General features: G+C 72.4%; 17 protein-coding genes and 2 tRNA genes. 13 read left to right on the plus strand and 6 right to left on the minus strand.

Annotated features, from left to right (window positions below):
- Nucleotides 1-48: 48 nt before the first annotated feature.
- Nucleotides 49-219, minus strand: a complete 171-nt coding sequence (locus KBX63_RS06480) for a DUF5679 domain-containing protein (RefSeq protein WP_208869694.1) — start codon at nt 217-219, stop codon at nt 49-51.
- A gap of 512 nt (nt 220-731) precedes the next feature.
- Here KBX63_RS06480 and KBX63_RS06485 point away from each other — a divergent pair.
- Entirely contained in the window at nt 732-1,262 is a 531-nt protein-coding gene (locus KBX63_RS06485; RefSeq protein WP_210909288.1) for a M48 family metallopeptidase, read from the plus strand.
- A 254-nt stretch (nt 1,263-1,516) separates the two neighbouring features.
- Nucleotides 1,517-2,125, plus strand: coding sequence for a hypothetical protein (locus tag KBX63_RS06490; protein ID WP_210909290.1), 609 nt, complete (start codon nt 1,517-1,519; stop codon nt 2,123-2,125).
- A 236-nt stretch (nt 2,126-2,361) separates the two neighbouring features.
- On the opposite strand, the gene KBX63_RS06495 is transcribed toward KBX63_RS06490, so the two are convergent.
- On the minus strand, nt 2,362-3,576 hold the full coding sequence (locus KBX63_RS06495) for a zinc-dependent metalloprotease (protein ID WP_210910141.1): 1,215 nt from the start codon (nt 3,574-3,576) through the stop codon (nt 2,362-2,364).
- Nucleotides 3,577-3,760: 184 nt separating this feature from the next.
- On the opposite strand from KBX63_RS06495, the gene KBX63_RS06500 reads away from it, so the two are divergent.
- The 7 genes from KBX63_RS06500 to KBX63_RS06530 all read left to right on the plus strand — a co-directional run bounded on the left by KBX63_RS06500 (nt 3,761) and on the right by KBX63_RS06530 (nt 10,335).
- Nucleotides 3,761-4,774: a PDZ domain-containing protein gene (locus KBX63_RS06500; protein WP_210909292.1), complete on the plus strand. Its 1,014-nt coding sequence runs from the start codon at nt 3,761-3,763 to the stop codon at nt 4,772-4,774.
- Nucleotides 4,775-4,871: 97 nt separating this feature from the next.
- The gene (locus KBX63_RS06505; protein WP_210909294.1) at nt 4,872-7,865 is read left to right on the plus strand and encodes a UPF0182 family protein; all 2,994 of its coding nucleotides are present in this window, start codon (nt 4,872-4,874) and stop codon (nt 7,863-7,865) included.
- A 182-nt stretch (nt 7,866-8,047) separates the two neighbouring features.
- The gene (locus tag KBX63_RS06510) at nt 8,048-8,557 is read left to right on the plus strand and encodes a SigE family RNA polymerase sigma factor (RefSeq protein WP_210909296.1); all 510 of its coding nucleotides are present in this window, start codon (nt 8,048-8,050) and stop codon (nt 8,555-8,557) included.
- Nucleotides 8,547-9,470: a hypothetical protein gene (locus KBX63_RS06515; RefSeq protein WP_210909297.1), complete on the plus strand. Its 924-nt coding sequence runs from the start codon at nt 8,547-8,549 to the stop codon at nt 9,468-9,470. Before KBX63_RS06510 ends, KBX63_RS06515 begins: the two co-directional genes overlap by 11 nt.
- Before the next feature lie 83 nt (nt 9,471-9,553).
- Nucleotides 9,554-9,627, plus strand: a tRNA-Met gene (locus tag KBX63_RS06520).
- 200 nt (nt 9,628-9,827) lie between these two features.
- Nucleotides 9,828-9,904: transfer RNA gene (locus tag KBX63_RS06525), tRNA-Met, on the plus strand.
- 179 nt (nt 9,905-10,083) lie between these two features.
- Complete coding sequence (locus tag KBX63_RS06530) at nt 10,084-10,335, plus strand: hypothetical protein (RefSeq protein ID WP_210909299.1); 252 nt, start codon at nt 10,084-10,086, stop codon at nt 10,333-10,335.
- A gap of 74 nt (nt 10,336-10,409) precedes the next feature.
- Here the strand turns inward: KBX63_RS06530 and KBX63_RS06535 are convergent, their stop codons facing one another.
- Nucleotides 10,410-11,741, minus strand: a complete 1,332-nt coding sequence (locus tag KBX63_RS06535) for an extracellular solute-binding protein (RefSeq protein ID WP_210909300.1) — start codon at nt 11,739-11,741, stop codon at nt 10,410-10,412.
- Nucleotides 11,742-11,892: 151 nt separating this feature from the next.
- On the opposite strand from KBX63_RS06535, the gene KBX63_RS06540 reads away from it, so the two are divergent.
- Nucleotides 11,893-12,726, plus strand: coding sequence for a phosphoribosylaminoimidazolesuccinocarboxamide synthase (locus KBX63_RS06540; protein ID WP_210909302.1), 834 nt, complete (start codon nt 11,893-11,895; stop codon nt 12,724-12,726).
- Nucleotides 12,727-12,741: 15 nt separating this feature from the next.
- Here the strand turns inward: KBX63_RS06540 and glpK are convergent, their stop codons facing one another.
- A complete protein-coding gene (gene glpK / locus KBX63_RS06545; protein WP_210909303.1) occupies nt 12,742-14,226 on the minus strand; it encodes a glycerol kinase GlpK in 1,485 nt (494 codons plus the stop codon).
- 102 nt (nt 14,227-14,328) lie between these two features.
- Between glpK and KBX63_RS06550 the strand changes: the two genes are divergently transcribed.
- Entirely contained in the window at nt 14,329-15,267 is a 939-nt protein-coding gene (locus KBX63_RS06550; protein WP_210909304.1) for a ribose-phosphate pyrophosphokinase, read from the plus strand.
- A 24-nt stretch (nt 15,268-15,291) separates the two neighbouring features.
- On the opposite strand, the gene KBX63_RS06555 is transcribed toward KBX63_RS06550, so the two are convergent.
- Nucleotides 15,292-15,747 (minus strand): ATP-binding protein, encoded by a 456-nt coding sequence (locus tag KBX63_RS06555; protein WP_210909306.1) that lies wholly within the window; start codon nt 15,745-15,747, stop codon nt 15,292-15,294.
- A 120-nt stretch (nt 15,748-15,867) separates the two neighbouring features.
- Here KBX63_RS06555 and macS point away from each other — a divergent pair, with 120 nt between their 5' ends.
- Nucleotides 15,868-17,001, plus strand: a complete 1,134-nt coding sequence (gene macS / locus KBX63_RS06560; RefSeq protein WP_210909307.1) for a MacS family sensor histidine kinase — start codon at nt 15,868-15,870, stop codon at nt 16,999-17,001.
- A gap of 14 nt (nt 17,002-17,015) precedes the next feature.
- On the plus strand, nt 17,016-17,669 hold the full coding sequence (locus tag KBX63_RS06565) for a response regulator transcription factor (RefSeq protein WP_210910143.1): 654 nt from the start codon (nt 17,016-17,018) through the stop codon (nt 17,667-17,669).
- Between the two features lie 5 nt (nt 17,670-17,674).
- On the opposite strand, the gene KBX63_RS06570 is transcribed toward KBX63_RS06565, so the two are convergent.
- Nucleotides 17,675-18,247 (minus strand): DUF5709 domain-containing protein, encoded by a 573-nt coding sequence (locus KBX63_RS06570; protein WP_210909313.1) that lies wholly within the window; start codon nt 18,245-18,247, stop codon nt 17,675-17,677.
- Nucleotides 18,248-18,323 lie beyond the last annotated feature (76 nt).

Raw genomic sequence — 18,323 nt, forward strand, 5'->3', positions numbered from 1 at the left:
GGGGGCGGGGTGGCCGACGGCCACCCCGCCCCCGATTACCCGTACGCGTCAGACCTTGGCCTTGCCGAGGATGCGGTTCACTGTTGTCCCGCATACCGGACACTTGCCCTTGGCCATGTTCATTCCGGTCTTCGAGACCTCGATGTGCCCCTCGAAGTCCCGCTTCTCCTTGCACTTCACGCAGTAACCGTTGTAGGTCGTCTGGGCCTGGTCGGCCACGGTGCCCTCCTCGTCTCGTCCGCCGGTCAATGCCGTCCCGGCGGGGTGCCCGGCGGCGGGCCACAGGGGGCGCCGGCGCTGGGTCTCACTCCGCGGCCACCATCGTGACCGCTGGTCCGCGGACCCTACCCAGGTCTGGGCGGTTCCATGTCAGCTGTGCATCGACACTGTGAGCTAGTCGACGTCGAGAGTGTGCATGGCGAATTAGGTCGGATAAGTCAGTTTGGCGGGGACACGCCGGCCAAACCCTCTCAGCCACCCGTGCGGGTGCCCCCGCGGCGGCACCGGGCACAGTGATCACCTACGGTGGAGGGGGCCGGACAGGGCCGCCATCGGCGTTCACCAAGGGTGACGAGATGGCGCAGCGGCGACCCGGCCAAGAAATTTTCGGGACGCCCAGCGACCAATCACCATTTTCTGGGCGCGTGTCGCGCGGTTGACCCTTGCGGACCCCTGGTCAGTACGCATTAGCTTTCCTTCGTGACACGTAGCCGAGGCTGCGCGGGCCAGTGATGGCGGGGACGCGCAAGCCGGTCGTCGAGGTGCGGCGCAGCCAGCGCCGACGACGCACGGTGTCTGCGTACCGTGACGGTGAGCGGGTCGTCGTCCTCATCCCGGACCAGTTCTCCCGGGCCGAGGAGAGCGAGTGGGTCGACCGGATGCTGGCCCGGCTCGCCGCCCGGGAGGGTCGACTCGCCCGCTCGGACGCGGAACTGCTGGCCCGGGCCACCCGGCTGATCGACCTCTACCTCGCCGGGTACGGCGCCCAGGCGGTGCCGGCCAGCGTCCGGTGGGTCACCAACCAGAACGGCCGGTGGGGCTCCTGTACGCCCGCCGACCGCAGCATCCGGATCTCGCACCGAGTCCAGGACATGCCGGAGTGGGTGATCGACTACGTGCTGCTGCACGAGTTGGCCCACCTCATCGTGCCCAGTCACAACGCCCGGTTCTGGGCGCTGGTCGGCCGCTACCCCAAGGCGGAACGAGCCCGCGGCTACCTCGAAGGTGTAGCCGCCGCCTCCTGCGCCCCCGTCCCCACCTGACCCGTCGGCCCCGGCCCGCGGCAGGGTCGCCCACCTGGATCGACTGGTATCGGCGATGTTGCGCTGTCCACTGCGGGAGCACACTCCCGTATCGCCGACACGGAGTCGATCACGCTCAGACCGGCCGGGGCGGCCGCGGTGCGGCACCTGGCTGGGGGCCGGCCGCCCCGGCCGGGGTGCGGCGCCCGGCTGGGGGCGGCCGGGACCGGCCGGGGTGAGGCGGGCCTGGTTGGGGCAGGCGTAGGGTCGGGGACATGGCGCGGCGGGTGGTGGTGGCGTTGCTCGGACCGGTCCACTGGTCGCCGCCCGGCGTCGACCGGGCGGCCTGGCGCGCGGCGCTCGCCGAGGACGTCGTGGACCTGATCGCCACCCTCAACGAGGTGGACGTCGCCGTCGCGGTGACCCCGGCCGACCGTGCTCTGGCCGACGCGCTGGTCTGGCCCGGCACCACCGTGCACGAGGTTGCCGAGCCCACGCCGAACGCGGTGTTCCCCGCGCTGGACGGCTACGACCAGGCGGCGGTGCTCGCCGGCGACGTGCCAGACCTGCCCGCGCTGACCGTCGGCAAGCTGCTGCGTCCGCTCACCACCCGGCCGGTCGCGGTGGCTCCGGTGGAGGGCGGCGGTCCCGGCCTGCTCGGGGTGGCCGTGCGACTGCCCGTGGCGGGTTGGCTGCCTCCACTGGACCTGGACACGGCGACGCCGGCCGACGCGCGGGCCGGTGCCCCCCGACCAGGGGACGTTGCCGTCACGGCCGGTTGGCGGCGGCTGCGCGGCCCGGCCGACCTGGCCACCCTGGACCCGGCCTTCGAGGGCTGGGAGGCCACCCGCGCTCTGCTCTCGGGCTCGGGCCGGCCTGCCTGACCCGACCGCCAACCTGGCTGACCGGCGGGTCGGCCTGCCTGACCCGACCGTCAACCGGCTGACCGGCGGCTCGGCCACACAGGCCACTCAGGTTGAAGCACCCGCCTGACCAACCCGCCGTCCCGCCGCCCAGGCCCGGCCCGCGACGGACTCCGGCTGGAGTACCCGCCACAGATCAGCTGGCACGACGGAGCCGGGGCACCCGCCACAGATCAGCGGGCACCCCAGCTCCGTCGTCAGGGCTTGGCGTCGCCGTCGGTGTCGTCGGGCTGGCCCGGGGCCTTCTCCTCCGCCCCACCGGGCGCGGTGAAGTCGAAGTTGTCCAGCTCGCTCAGGTCCCACTCGTTCATGGCGAAGGCGACCGGGTCGGCGAAGTCGTCGTCCGACGGGAGCAGGTCCGGGTGGCCCCAGACGGCGTCCCGGCCGGCGATGCCGCGGTGCTCGGTGAGCGCGGCCCAGAGCGCTGCCGCCTCGCGCAGCCGGCGCGGGCGCAGCTCCAGGCCGACCAGCGCGGCGAAGGTCTGCTCGGCGGGACCGCCGGCGGCCCGGCGGCGGCGGAATGCCTCACCCAACCGGACGACGTTGGGCAGCCGGTCGCTGGCGGCGCTGTCCACCACGTGGCACACCCAGCCCTCGACCAGGGCCAACGCGGTCTCCAGTCGGGCCAGTGAGGCCTTCTGCGCCGGGCTGTCCTCCGGCGTGAAGATGCCCTCCAGGGCGATCGCCTGCATCGACTCCGGGTCGGTCGGGTCGACCCGGCCCATCGCCTCCTCGATCGCCTCCCGGTTGACCCGGATGCCCGAGGCGTACATCTCCACGGCGCTGAGGACGTGCCCGCGCAGCCACGGGACGTGCTGGAACAGCCGCTGGTGGGCGGCCTCGCGCAGCGCCACGTAGAGGCGTACCTCGTCCTCGGGCAGCTCGAGGCCCTCACCGTACGCCCGGATGTTGGCCGGGATCAGCGCGGCCGTGCCGGCCGGGCCGAGCGGCAGCCCGATGTCGCCGGCGGAGAGCACCTCCGCGGCGAGGGAGCCGAGGGCCTGCCCCAACTGCCCGCCGAAGAGCGCGCCACCGAGGGTGGCCACCATCGACTGCATCGGGCCGAGCTGGGCGCGCGCCTCCGGCGGCACCAGGTCGCCCATCGCGCCGACCATCCGGCTGGCAACCGGGTCGCAGAGCTTGCGCCACACGTCCAGCGTCTTGAAGATCCACTCATTGCGGTTCCAGGCCACCGGGGACTGGATGCCGGACGGCCATGCCGAGGCGGGCTCCAGCCACAGGTCGGCCAGGCGCAGCGCCTCTTCCACCGCGTTGCGCTCGTAGGGCGACACCGCCGGGTCGCCGGCGGCCGCCAGCTGGCTGGCCGCCACCTGCCGGGCCAGGTCCCAGTTGACCGGCCCGCTGCCCGGCGCGGAGAGCAGGTGCTGCAACTGCGACATGAACTGCTGCATCTGCGCGGGATCGTTGGGGTCTGGTGGTTGCCCACCCGGTAGCGCGAAACCGAACGGAATATCAGGCACGACGTCTACGGTACGCGCGCCGCGCCCCTGGTCGCCGCCGCTGGCGTTGCGCTGAGGGCGAAGTCGCGTGGCGCATCCGGCAGTCGGGCCCCGAGCGGTCGGTACGCTCTGCCGCATGAGACGTCGTGGCCTGACGGTCCTGCTCGGTGCCCTGTTCACCGCCCTGCTCAGCGTCGGGGTGCTCCGGGTGCCGATCCCGTACGTGGTGCTCGGCCCGGGCCCGACCGTCAACACCCTCGGCACCGCCGACGGCAAGGAGGTCATCCAGATCTCCGGGCGGGAGACGTCCACCTCCGCCGGCCAGCTCCGGCTGACCACGGTGGGGGTGCAGCCCACGGTGCGGCTCCGAGGGGCGATCGCCGGCTGGTTCTCGGACGACGAGGCGGTGGTGCCGCGCGAGCTGGTGTACCCGCCGGGGGAGTCGACGGAGCAGGTCGAGCAGCGCAACGCCGAGGACTTCAAGGTGTCGCAGACCAGCGCCGAGACCGCCGCGCTTCGCGAGCTGGGCTTCCCCGTGCAGGTGGTGATCAAGGCGGTGGCCGCGGACGGCCCGTCCGCCGGGGTGCTCAAGGTCGGTGACGTGGTCACCTCGGTCGACGGTCAGCCGGTGCCGGTGGCCTCGAAGGTCACCGAGCTGGTCCGGGCCAAGCCGGCCGGCACGGCCCTGACCATCGGCTACACCCGCGACGGCGCGCCGGCCACCGCGACGGTGACCAGTCAGGAGCAGGACGGCCGGCCGAGGATCGGCGTCGAGATCGACCAGCAGCAGCCGCACCCGTTCACGCTCGGCATCGACCTGGAGGACATCGGCGGGCCGAGTGCCGGCCTGATGTTCGCTCTGGGCATCGTGGACAAGCTGACCCCGGCCGATCTCACCGGCGGCAAGGTCATCGCCGGCACCGGCACCATCGACGACGAGGGCAACGTCGGCCCGATCGGCGGGATCGCCCAGAAACTGGTCGGTGCGAAGCGTGCCGGGGCCAAGGTCTTCCTCGTGCCGGCGGGCAACTGCGCCGAGGCGGTCCGCAATCCGCAGCCCGATCTGCCGCTGCTGCGGGTGGGCTCCTTGGACGAGGGGTTGACCGCGCTGGAGACGCTGCGGGAGGGGGGACAGCCGACCCGCTGCTGACGCGAGTGACCGGGCCCCGCCACGTTCAGGAACACCCCGTACTCTGGGTGCCTGGTCGGAGCCGATCACATTCGAGCGTGCGGAGCCAACAGTGGTCATGCGTAGCAGCAGCCCCCTACCGAGGATGAGCCGGCGCGGACGCGTCACCATCGCTGTCCTGGTCGGGGTGTTCGTGCTCTTCACCCTGCTCGGCTGGGGTGTCCAGGCCTGGACGGACTGGCTCTGGTTCGACGAGGTCCGCTACACCGAGGTCTTCACCGGCGTACTGGTCACCCGCCTGCTGCTCTTCCTCGCCGTCGGCCTCGGCATGGCGGTCATCGTCGGCGGCAACCTGTGGCTGGCCCACCGGCTGCGCCCGCGGATGCGTCCGCACTCGGTCGAGCAGGCGACCCTGGAGCGCTACCGGATGGCGCTCAGCCCGCGCCTCGGCACCTGGATCGCGCTGACCGCCGCCGTGGTCGGGCTCTTCGCCGGCCTCTCCGCCCAGAGCCGGTGGAACCAGTGGCTGCTCTTCCGTAACGGCGGCGACTTCGGAATCAAGGACCCGGAGTTCGGCGTCGACATCGGCTTCTACGTCTTCCAGCTGCCGTTCTGGCGCTACCTGCTCGGGGTCGCGTTCACCGCGGTGGTGCTGGCCGTGATCGGCGCGCTGGCGGTGCACTACCTCTTCGGCGGGGTCCGCCTCCAGGGCGTCGGGGACCGGATGAGCAACGCCGCCCGGGCCCACCTGAGCAGCCTCGTCGCGGTCTTCGTGCTGCTCAAGTCGGTCGCGTACGTGCTGGACCGGCGGGCGATGCTGCTGGAGTACAACGAGGGCGCCAAGCTGTACGGCGCCGGCTACGCCGACGTCAACGCGCTGCTGCCGGCGAAGGAGATCCTGGCCTACATCTCGATCGTGGTGGCGATCGCGATCATCGTGTTCTCCAACGCCTGGATGCGAAACCTGGTCTGGCCGGGCATCTCGCTCGCCCTGCTCGGCGTGTCCGCGGTGGCGATCGGCGGCATCTACCCCTGGGCGGTGCAGACCTTCGAGGTCAAGCCGAGCGCCAAGGACAAGGAGGCGCCGTACATCCAGCGCAGCATCGACGCGACCCGGGCGGCGTTCGGGTTGGCGGCCACCGAGACGACCCCGTACGCGGCGAACAACCTCACCCCGCCGGCCAACCTGGCCACCGACACCGCGGTGGTGTCGAACGTGCGGCTGCTCGACCCGCAGCTGGTCAGCGAGACCTACACCCAGCTCCAGCAGGTGCGCGGCTTCTACGACTTCGGTCCCAAGCTGGACATCGACCGGTACGGGGTGAACGGCAAGATCTCCGACTACGTGGTCGGCGTCCGGGAGATCAACTACGGCGAGCTGACCGACCAGCAGAACACCTGGATCAACCGGCACACCGTCTACACCCACGGGTACGGGCTGGTGGCCGCCCCGGCGAACCAGGTGGTCTGCGGCGGGCAGCCGTTCTTCGTCTCTGGCTTCCTCGGCGAGAAGACCCAGGAGGCCTGCTCCTCCCAGACCGAGCAGATTCCGGCCAAGCAGCCGCGGATCTACTACGGCGAGCGGATGGCGGCCGACGACTACGCGATCGTCGGCCAGGCCGACCCGGACAAGAAGGCCGAGTTCGACCGGCCGGTCGGTGAGGGTGGCGGCGAGTCCTACACCTACACCGGCGAGGGCGGCGTCGAGATCGGCTCCTTCACCCGGCGGCTGCTGTACGCCATCAAGGAGCAGGAGTCGAACTTCCTGCTGTCCGAGGCGGTCAACAAGGACTCCAAGCTGCTCTACGTGCGCAACCCGCGGGACCGGGTGGAGAAGGTCGCGCCGTTCCTCACCCTGGACGGCGACCCGTACCCGGCGGTGGTCGACGGCCGGGTGCAGTGGATCGTCGACGGCTACACCACGGCGGCGACCTACCCGTACGCGGAGCGGGTCAACCTCCAGACCGAGACCACCGACGAGCTGACCAACCGGGGCACCTTCCAGCTCGCCCGGGAGAACGTCAACTACATGCGCAACTCGGTGAAGGCCACCGTCGACGCGTACGACGGCACCGTGAAGCTCTACGAGTACGACGACACCGACCCGGTGCTCAAGGCGTGGAACAAGGCGTTCGGCGGTGACCTGGTGCTGCCGAAGAAGGACATCCCGGTCGAGCTGACCGAGCACCTGCGCTACCCGGCGGACATGTTCAAGGTGCAGCGCAACCTGCTCACCAAGTTCCACGTGACCAACCCGGGCGACTTCTACTCGGCGCAGGACTTCTGGCAGGTGCCCAACGTGCCGGACGCTCCGGACAGCGGCCAGAAGCAGCCCCCGTACTACCTGTTCACCCAGTTCCCCGGGCAGGAGAGCCCGCGGTTCCAGCTCACCTCCGCGGTCACCCCGAACGGCCGGCAGAACCTCGCCGCGCTGATCTCGGGGTCGTACGTCGAAGGAAAGCCCCGGCTGGAGGTGCTGGAGCTGCCGGACCAGACCCGGATCTCCGGCCCGGTGCAGGTGCACCAGCAGATGACCAACAACGCCAACATCCGCCAGCAGCTCAACCTGCTCTCCAGCAACCAGGCGCAGGTGCAGTACGGCAACCTGCTCTCGCTGCCGTTCGGCGACGGCATGCTCTACGTCGAGCCGGTCTACGTGAAGAGCAACCAGCAGGACGCGTACCCGCTGCTGCAGAAGGTGCTGCTCTCGTACGGCGACGGCGGGTCCTTCGTGGCGCTCGCCGACAACATCAACGACGGCATCAAGCAACTCGTCGAACAGGGCAAGAAGGCCGGGCAGGGCGCGCCGCCGCCCCCGACCACCGGGGGCAACCCGCCGCCGACCACCGGCGACGGCACACCGCCGCTGACCGGCGAGCTGGCCGCCGCGGCGGACCGGGTGCAGACCGCCATCACCGAGGTCCGGGCCGCCCAGACCTCCGGCGACTTCGAGCGGTACGGCCGCGCGCTCAAGGCACTGGACGAGGCGCTCACCGCCTTCCAGCAGGCTCAGCAGACGGCCAACCCGCCCGCTGCTCCCAGCGGCAGCCCGTCGCCGGGCGGCAGCGCGCCGGCGACGACACCAAGCCCGACCGCTGCCGCGGGCGGCTGACCCCCCTCTCTCGGGCAGTACCTCTCGGAGCCCTCGTCGTCGGACCGCACTGGTCCTGACGCCGGGGGCTCCGCCGTGTCCGCCTGTCGCCTCCCCGACACACTGTGGCCCGCCGGCCCGCAACCGGCGGCACCGGTCCGCCGTCCTCTTTGCAACGGGGTGCGGACGAGGGGAATCCACCGATGAGGGACGCACAGAGTTTCGACGAGTTGTACCGCGGCACCGCCCGGCGGCTGTTGCGGTACGGCTACGCGGTCACGGGCGACCACACCGAGGCGCAGGATCTGGTGCAGGAGGCGTTCGCCCGGGCCTGGCGCCAGTGGGGACGGCTGTCGGCGCATCCGGCGCCGGAGGCGTGGCTGCGGCTGGTGGTGGCCCGGCTTGCCACGGACCGCTGGCGGCGCCTGCATCGCTGGCGGGCGACGCTGAGCCGCACCGGACCGCCGCCGGACGCCCCGGCGCCGAGCGAGGACGGGGTTCTGCTGGTTCGCGCCCTCCGCCAGTTGCCGACCGCCCAGCGGCAGGCACTGGCCCTGCACTATCTCTTCGACATGTCGGTGGAGGAGATCGCCCGGGAGGCCGACGTGCCGGTCGGCACCGTGAAGTCCTGGCTGTCCCGCGGCCGGTCCCGACTGGCCGCGCTGCTGCCCGACCTCTCCACCGTGAAGCTGGAGGCGAACGATGTCAGCTGAACTTTCCGACCTCTACCGGTCGCTCAGCGCCGCTGCGGACGACCAGGAGCTTGCCCGCCCCGAGCTGGTTCGGCGGCGTGCCGACCGGCGGGCCCACGTCCGGGTCGCCGGCACCGCGCTCGCGGTGGCGGTGCTGCTCGGCGGTGTGGCCGTCGGTGGCCGGCTGGTGTTGTCGGCGGACGGCGCCACGCCGCTGCCACCGCCCGCCGACACTCCCGGTCCGTTGCCGACCTGGTCGACTCCACCCCCGTCCCTCTCCCCGTCGCCACCGTCTCCGCCGCCGTCGCGCAGTACGCCGAGCGGCACGCCGCCGGCACCCACGACGGGTGCGGCGGCTCCCCGGCCGCCAACCTCGATCCCGGACCGTGCCTTCTTCGTCCTGGCGGCCGCGAATCAGACGGGCCAGGAATCGCGGATCGAGGGGCCGGCGCTGCCGGTGCTCTGCACGGCCAGCTATCCCAGCGAGTCCACCGTGGTGCAGCGCCGCGGCCGGTACCTGGCCTACAAGCGGCCGGAAACGCCGAAGGGGTACGTGCCGGACGGCAGCTACCGGCACACCATCACCATCTACCGCCCGGGTAGTGCCGACGACGCCCTACGGGACCTGCGGCAGGCCGTCCGCGACTGCCCCAGGCAGGAGTTGCCCGACGACGGCGAGAGGACCTGGCGGCAGCGGCTGCTGGACCCGGGGAGGTACGGGGACGAGTCGGTGCTGTTCGAGATGCGGGCCCCGTTCCTGGACGTCAACGGCGAACCGTCCGGCGAGGAGGTCCGGTTGGTCCGGGCGGTCCGGATCGACGACGTGGTGACGGTGCTCTGGGAACAGGGCTGGGAGGGCACCTCCGCCGAGCGCGGCCAGGTCGACGCCGACACCCGGCGCGCGGTGGCGGCGATCGTGGACTGGCTCCACTGACGGCGGTCCGGAGAGCGGGTCGGTGGCGGGATGTGGGTCGCTTTGCGGTTCCCCGGGTCGGTGCGCTACGGTTATCGAGCCGACGCGGGGTGGAGCAGCTCGGTAGCTCGCTGGGCTCATAACCCAGAGGTCGCAGGTTCAAATCCTGTCCCCGCTACGAGAGACACACCAGATCGACAGCCCGTTTCCGGTTCGCCGGAGGCGGGCTGTCGACGTTGTCGGGCACGTGCCGGCAGCCCGCTGGTGGTCATGGCGGCCTCGCGGGCCCGGGCATCGCAGACCCCGACACCCACCTGCGCCTGGATGACGACCCCGCCGATCATCGCCCGGGCGGATGGGTTAGGGTTAACCAGTCGACGCGGGGTGGAGCAGCTCGGTAGCTCGCTGGGCTCATAACCCAGAGGTCGCAGGTTCAAATCCTGTCCCCGCTACCACTGAAAGTGCACGTCAAAGCCCGGCCCCAGATCATGGGGCCGGGCTTTTCTGATCCCCCGCCGCGCGCGTTCCGGGCGGCCGAAACACCACCGAGGGGCTGAGGCGCGCCTCATTCCCACTTCGATGATTCGGCGTGGACCGACGTGCCGAGGTTGCGCCCTTCGGCGAGGATGGGGACATGTCTTCATTCGGCAAGTGGTGGGGCCGGCTCAGCGCGGTCCTCGGTGCGGTCGTGCTGGCGGTGTTCGTGCCCGTCGCGGCCTGGGCGTCCACGGGCACCGGCGAGCTGGTGGTGGAGGCCGCCCGGCGGCGGTCCCGCGGCGGTGGCTTCGGTTTCCTCGGCCTGCTCTGCTGCCTGGTGGTGGTGGCGGTCATCGTGTTCCTGGTGCTGCGGCTGATGCGCAACCGGCGGGGTGGCCCGCCGCGCTGACCCGGCGTTGCCGCCGTTCCCGGCCGTCGGCGGCTACCTGCCGCCGGCGGCGGGCAGCCGGCCATCGCCGGTGGTCACGCCGCGAGGGCTGCGTTGGCCTGGGCGATGAAGCGGGAGGTGGCCGCGCGGGTGCCGGCGCGCCCGGCACGGATGCTCTCCGCGGCGGCGACGAGCAGGGTGCGCACCTTGGCGTGCCCCTTCGGTGGTGGCGCGGGCGCCGGCCCGAGCTGTTCGGCGATGCTGGCGTTGAACGCGGCGGCCCGCTGCTGCGCCGGGTCGGTGATGCTGCCCTCGGTGTAGCGGCGGACGGCGATGCTGGCGTTGAGTCCGCGTTCGTGACCGAGGACGGTGCCCGCCTCGCCGTTCGTGGTCAGAAAATTGATCACGTCGATGACGGTGTCCGGGTGGCGGGTGCCGCGGAACCCCGCCCAGTACATCGAAGCCCGCGCCCACTGCGCACCCGGCGGGCCCGGGAAGCCGACCAGGCCCAGCTCGGCCTCCGTGAGCCGTTGCAGCTCCGGTAGCTGGTGGGACCAGGCGAAGGACGCGGCGGTCAGCCCGCTGACCACCAGTTGCCGGGCCGGCTCCCCGCTGTCGGCCTGCTCGACCAGTGCCGCGCCCGGCGTGGCCCGCCCGCCCCGGGCGCGCTGCCACAGCTCGAACCAGCCGGTCAGCTCCTCCGCGCCGAAGCCGAGCTGGCGCCCCCGGTAGAACTCGCCGCCCTGGGCGCGCAGCCAGAGCCAGAGTGCGCGGTAGTCGCCGGATGGGTCCATGGTGCCGGCCACCCGGCCGTCGCTGGCCTCGGTGACCTGCTCCGCCCAGGCGATGTAGTCCGCCCAGGACATCCCGCCGCGTGGCTCCGGCACCCGCAGCTCCCGCAGCAGGTCCCGGTTGAAGACCACCGCCGCGAGGGTCTGCCCACCGGCCACCGCCATCGTCCGCCCGTCCACCGTGCCGTAGCGGATCAGGCTCTCCGGCAGGCCGCGCAGGTCCAACCGGTGGTCGGCGACCCGCTCGCTGAGGTCGAGGACGATCTGGCGTTGGGTGTACTCGGTCAGCACGGCGTCGTCGAGCTGGATCAGGTCCGGCACGTTGCCGCCGGCCGCCTGGGTGGCCAACCGGTCGTAGTAGCCGTCGGCGCCCTGCCAGGTGACGCGGAAGGTGACCCTGGGGTTGCGCTCCGAGTAGAGCCGCAGCACCTTCTCGGTCAGCTCGGCCCGCTTCGTCCCGCCCCACCAGAAGACCGACAGCTCGACCGGCCCGTCGTCGGTGGATGTGGCGGGGCGGTCGCTGCATCCGGCCAGCCCGCCGGCGGCGAGCAGGGGAGCACCGAGCAGCGCGCCCAGCACCCGGCGCCGGCCCGGGTCGGCATCGAGGCGGTCGATCGTGGGTCGAACAGCGGGCACGGGGTCTCCTGGCACCTGCGGGCGGCGGCGGTCGGACCATTCACGCAGGCGGTGCGGGAAGGTGTCAACGTCCGTCCGGGCACCCCTGCCCGCAACGGCGGCGTGGGTGGTCGGAGCGGGCCCACCGGCGCCGCGTGGTGTACTAGGGCGCGTGGAACTTCTGCACTCGGGCAAGGTCCGGGACGTCTACGCCGACGGCGACGATCTGATCCTGGTCGCCTCGGACCGCATCTCGATCTACGACGTCGCGCTGCCGACGCCGATTCCGGACAAGGGTCGCCTGCTCACCGCGCTCTCGCTGTGGTGGTTCGAGCAGCTCGGCGACCTGGTGCCGAATCACGTCATCTCGGCCACCGACGTGCCGGCGGAGTTCGCCGGGCGGGCGATCCGCTGCCAGCGGCTGGACATGGTCCCGGTCGAGTGCGTCGCCCGGGGTTACCTCACCGGCGGCGGCCTGCGGGAGTACGAGCGCACCGGCGCGGTCTCCGGCGTGCCGCTGCCCCGGGGGCTCGGCGAGGCGTCGATCCTGCCCGAGCCGATCTTCACGCCGTCGAGCAAGGCGCCGGTGGGCGAGCACGACGAGCCGATCACGTTCGCCGACGTGGTGGACAAGGTGGGCCAGGCCACCGCCGAGCGGCTGCGGCAGATCACCATCGACATCTACCGGCACGGGGCGGAACTGGCCGCCGACCGGGGCATCCTGGTCGCCGACACCAAGATCGAGCTGGGCTGGGCGCCGGATGGCACCCTGGTCCTCGCCGACGAGCTGCTCACCTCCGACTCGTCCCGGTTCTGGCCGGCCGAGTCGTACCAGCCGGGGCGGGTGCAGTTCTCCTACGACAAGCAGTACGTGCGGGACTGGGCCACCGGCAGCGGCTGGGACAAGCAGGGGTCGGCGCCGGACATGCCGGCCGAGGTGGTCGAGGCGACCCGGGCCCGCTACGTCGAGGTCTACGAGAAGCTCACCGGCAACCGCTGGGAGTGACGGCCGGGCCGGCGGTCACTCCACCCAGTCGAGCGTGCGCTGCACGGCCTTGCGCCAGCTGCGCAGCTCCCGGTCGCGCAGCTCCGGGGCCATGTCCGGCTCCCACTGTGCGTCCGAGCGCCACTGTTGGCGCAGGGTCGTCAGGTCCGGCCAGAAGCCGACCGCGAGACCGGCCGCGTACGCGGCGCCGAGGCAGGTGGTCTCGGTGATCCGGGAGCGGACCACCGGCACGTCGAGCACGTCGGCGAGAAACTGCATGAGCAGGCCGTTCGCGGTCATCCCGCCGTCCACCCGGAGCCGGCGCAGCGCCACGTCGGAGTCGGCGTTCATCGCGTCCACCACCTCGCGGGTCTGCCACGCCGACGCCTCCAGCGCCGCCCGCGCCAGGTGCCCCTTGGTGATGTAGCCGGTCAGGCCGGCGATCACACCGCGTGCGTCGCTGCGCCAGTGCGGGGCGAAGAGCCCGGAGAACGCCGGCACCACGTAGCAGCCGCCGTTGTCGTCGACGGTGCGAGCAAGCTCCTCCACCTCCGCGGCGGTCGAGATCAACCCGAGGTTGTCCCGGAGCCACTGCACCAGCGACCCGGTGACCGCGATCGCGCCCTCCAGCGCGTACGCCGCCGGCTGGCCGTCGATCCGGTAGGCGACCGTGGTGAGCAGGCCGTGCGTCGACGGGACCGGACTGGCCCCGGTGTTGAGCAGCAGGAAGCTGCCGGTGCCGTAGGTGCACTTCGCCTCGCCCGGCTGGAAGCAGGTCTGGCCGAACAGGGCGGCCTGCTGGTCGCCGAGCGCGCTGGCCACCGGCACTCCGGCCAGCACACCGGTGGCGGTGCCGTACACCTCGGCGGAGCTGCGGATCTCCGGCAGCATGGCCGCCGGCACGCCCATCGCGTCCAGCAGCTCCGGGGCCCAGGCCAGGGAGGCGAGATCCATCAGCATCGTCCGGCTGGCGTTGGTCACGTCGGTGACGTGCTCGCCGGTGAGCTTCCAGATCAGCCAGCTGTCCATGGTGCCGAAGAGCGCCTCGCCGCGCTCGGCGCGCTCGCGCAGGCCGTCCACCTCGTCCAGCAGCCAGCGCAGCTTCGGCCCGGCGAAGTAGGTGGCCAGTGGCAGGCCGGTGCGGGTCCGGAACCACTCCTCGCCGTACGCCGCCGCCAGTTCGCGCAGCAGCGGCCCGGTCCGGGTGTCCTGCCAGACGACCGCGTTGGCCACCGGGCGGCCGGTGGCCCGGTCCCAGACCAGGGTGGTCTCCCGCTGGTTGGTGATGCCGACCGCGGCCAGCCCGGCCGTGTCGGTGCCGGCCGTCCGCAACGCCTCCTGGACGACCTGCCGGACGTTGTCCCAGATCTCCTCGGCGTCGTGTTCCACCCAGCCGGGTCGGGGAAAGACCTGCCGGTGCTCGCGCTGGGCTACGGCGACGATCTCCCCGGCCCGGTCGAAGACGATGCACCGCGAGGAGGTGGTGCCCTGATCGATGGCGGCGACGTACTGGGGGGTCACGGCAGCACCGTACCCGGAGCCGCGGCGCGGTGCGACCGGCGTCACGGTCGGTTGCGACCTGCCGCCCTCCTGCGCCGACCGGTTCGCCTACGATGTGCGAACGTGCGTGACATCGCCGTTTTCAGTGGAACCGCCCATCCCGACCTCGCCGCCGAGATCTGCGCCCACCTGGGGGTGCCGCTGCATCCCGTGCGGGTCTCCCGGTTCGCCAACGACTGCCTGGAAGTGCAACTGCAGGCCAACTGCCGGGAGCGGGACGTCTTCCTGATCCAGCCGCTGGTGCCGCCGGTGCAGGAGCACCTGGTCGAGCTGCTGCTGATGATCGACGCCGCCCGGGGCGCGTCCGCCGGCCGGATCACGGTGGTGCTGCCGCACTACGCGTACGCCCGCTCGGACAAGAAGGACGCGCCGCGGATCTCGATCGGCGCCCGGCTCGTCGCCGACCTGCTCACCTCGGCCGGGGCCGACCGGGTGCTCGCGATGACCCTGCACTCGCCCCAGGTGCACGGCTTCTTCAGCGTCCCCGTGGACCACCTGCACGCGCTGCGCGAACTGGCCACCCACTTCCGGCGCTACGACCTCAGCAACACCGTGGTCGTCTCGCCCGACCTGGGTAACGCCAAGGAGGCCGCCGCCTTCGCCCGGCTGCTCGGCACGCCGGTCGCGGCGGGGGCGAAGCAGCGGTTCAGCGACGACCTGGTCAAGATCAGCGCGGTGATCGGCGAGGTGACCGACAAGGACGTCATCGTGCTGGACGACGAGATCGCCAAGGGCAGCACGGTCGTCGAGTTGATGGAGCACCTGCGTGGCCTGAAGGTCCGCTCGATCCGGCTGGCCTGCACGCACGGCCTCTTCTCCGGCGACGCGCTCCAGCGACTCAGCGACCAGGACGGCGTACTGGAGATCGTCTGCACCAACACGGTGCCCATCCCGACCGCCAAGCGGGTCCCCGAACTCGAGGTCCTCTCGGTGGCCCCGGCCCTGGCCGAGGCGATGCGCCGGATCCACAACGGCGAGTCCGTCTCCGCGCTCTTCGCCTGACCCCGCCACCGTGGGGGCGGGGGGTCAGTGCGGGGTGTGGTCGCGGATGGTGAGCGCCGAGGTGATGCGGACGGTGGTGCCGGCGGCGCCGGTGGCGACCTCCATGGCGTCGGTCAGCTCGCGGGCCAGCCAGAGGCCCCAGCCGCCGGCGGTGTCCGGGGCCGGCCGGCGGCGGTCGCCCAGCCGCTGCGGGCTGATCCCGTGCCCGTGGTCGGCAACCTCGCAGACCAGCATCCCCGGCTCCTGCCAGAGCCGCAGCCACCCTCGCCCGCCGCCGTGCCGAACGGCGTTGGTGATCAGCTCGTTGACCGCCAGCACGAAGTCGTCCAGCCGCTGGCCAACAAGCCCGGAGGCGATCGCGCAGGAGGTGACCGAGTGTCGGATCTCGGTCACCTGGGCCTGGTCGAAGGCCTCGGCGATCAGGAGCGCAGGTTCGATGGGCACAACCGTACGCGGTGCGTGCGGATCTGCATTCGTCATGGCCCCGTCCCGGCGGCGGATCTTGGAGAATTTCGCGGCTTTTCCACCGTACGTCAGGGTTTCTCGAACCGCACTCGCTGCCGGACGCCCGGCTGGTCCGGCTGTGGCATCCTGACCGCCATGCCGTCGCCGTCGGGTGGATTCGAGGTGCCGCTCTGGCGGGCGCTCGCGGTGTTCCGGTTCGCGTCCCTGGCGTACGTCTGCGTGCTCGCGGTGCGCGACGCCGACCGGTACGCCCACCCGTTCGCCGTCGCGGCCCTGGTCCTGGTGATGATCGCCTGGACGGTGGCGACCGCGATCGGCTACGCCCGCCCGGCCTGGCGGCGCTGGCCACTGCTGCTGGCCGACCTCGCGGTGGTGATGGCCATCGTGCTGGCCACCCCGTGGGTCGTCGGCCGGGCGGCGCTCGCCGCCGGCGTGCCCACCCTGGGGGTGGCCTGGATGGCGGGTCCGGTCCTGGCCTGGGCCGTCTCCGGCGGCCGGCGCCGGGGCACCATGGCCGCGCTGCTGGTCGCCGGCGCGGACCTGGCCACCCGGGAGCGGATCGGCCAGTCCTCGTTCACCGGGGTGATCCTGATGCTGCTCGCCGGAGTGGTGGTCGGGCACGTGGCCCGGCTCGCGGCGACCGCCGAGGAGCGGCTGCAACGCGCGGTGGAGTTGGAGGCGGCCACCCGGGAGCGGGAGCGGCTGGCCCGGGGCATCCATGACTCGGTTCTCCAGGTGCTGGCACTGGTGCAGCGGCGCGGCGCCGATCTGCCCGGCGAGGCGGGTGAGCTGGCCCGTCTGGCCGGCGAACAGGAGGCCGCGCTGCGCGCACTGATCGCCGGCACCGCGCCGGCCGGCGCCACCGCCCCGGACTCGGCCGGCACGGTGGATCTTCGGACGCTGCTCGGTCGGTACGCCTCACCGGCGGTGTCGCTCTCCGCGCCGGCCACCCCGGTGCCGCTGCCCAGGCGGGTGGCGGGGGAACTCGCCGCCGCGACCGGCGCGGCGCTGGACAACGTGGGGCGACACGCCGACGGGCGCGCCTGGGTGCTGATCGAGGACGAGGGGGCGACCGTGACCGTGTCGATCCGTGACGAGGGGCCGGGCATCCCGGATGGGCGGCTGGTGGAGGCGGCCGCCCAGGGGCGGCTCGGCGTGACCCAGTCGATCCGGGGCCGGATGACGGACCTGGGCGGAACCGTCCGGATCGTGTCGGCACCCGAGGCCGGCACCGAGATCGAGCTGACCGTGCCGAGGGCTGAGCGGTGACCCCTGTGCGGGTGATGGTGGTCGACGACCATCCGATGTGGCGGGAGGGGGTGGCCCGCGACCTGACCGAGGCCGGTTTCCTGGTGGTGGCCACCAGCGGCGAGGGGCGGCAGGCGATTCGGGTGGCCCCCGCGGCCCGTCCGGACGTGGTCGTCCTCGACCTGCAACTACCGGACATCTCCGGCGTCGAGGTGGTCGTCAGGCTGCGCGCGGCGCTGCCCGACGTGCGGGTGCTGATGCTCAGCGCCAGCGGCGAGCAGCAGAGCGTGCTGGACGCGGTCAAGGCGGGGGCCACCGGGTACCTCGTGAAGTCGACCGCGCCGGCCGAGTTCCTCGACGCGGTGCGCCGCACGGCGGCCGGTGATCCGGTGTTCACCCCGGGCCTGGCCGGGCTGGTCCTTGGCGAGTACCGCCGGCTGGCCGCCGGGCCGGGGCCGGACGCCGGGTCGACCGGGGGCGCGGAGCCCGGGGCACCGCGCCTCACCGACCGGGAGACGGAGGTGCTGCGCCTGGTGGCCAAGGGGGTTTCCTACAAGCAGATCGCACAGCGGCTCGGGCTGTCGCACCGCACGGTGCAGAACCACGTGCAGAACACCCTGGGCAAGCTGCAACTGCACAACCGGGTCGAGCTGACCCGGTACGCCATCGAGCGCGGCCTGGACGACTGACCCGGTCAGACCGAGCGCGGCGGCTCCGTCTCGTGGATGGCCAGCTCCTCGGCGGTCGCCCCGCCGCCGGCCGAACCCGCGTCGTACGCCACGGAGTCGGTCTCCTGGTCGGTGTGCGCCCCCTCGTCCGGTTCCACCAGCCGGCCCACCGTGGCGTCGGCCACCGTGCCGAGCCGGCCGTGGTCGTAGAGGGAGACCGGCGAGTTCGGGTCCGAGGTCGGACCGGCGTCCATCACGTCGGCGTCGAGCTGGGCCTCCGCCGCGGCCGCCTCGTTGTCCGCCTCGAAGGCGATCTTCGGGTCGACCGGACCGGCCAGCGGGTCGTCCACCGGGGGTTCGAAGCTCTCCCGCTGGAGCTTGTAGTCCAACGACTCACCGTCGAGCTGTTCCTCGGCGGTGGTCCCGAACCGGTCCACCGCCACCGGGGTCCGGTCGCCGGGCAGCTGGGCCGGCTCAGGGCCATCCGCCTCGCGCCCGGTGAGCACGTCGTCGTTGGCGGTCGAGTCGTCGTCGGCGGTGTCGGGCAGCCCCTCCGCCTCGGTGTCGGATACGGGGGTCGGGTACTCGTTGTCGCGCATGTCTGATCACTACCCGTTGCCCTGCCGCCGTAACCGGGGGCCGCCCGCCGTGTGCTGGTGAGCCGGACACCAGGGC

It is taken from the genome of Micromonospora sp. U21 (genome assembly GCF_018070045.1).
Classification (GTDB): Bacteria; Actinomycetota; Actinomycetes; order Mycobacteriales; family Micromonosporaceae; genus Micromonospora.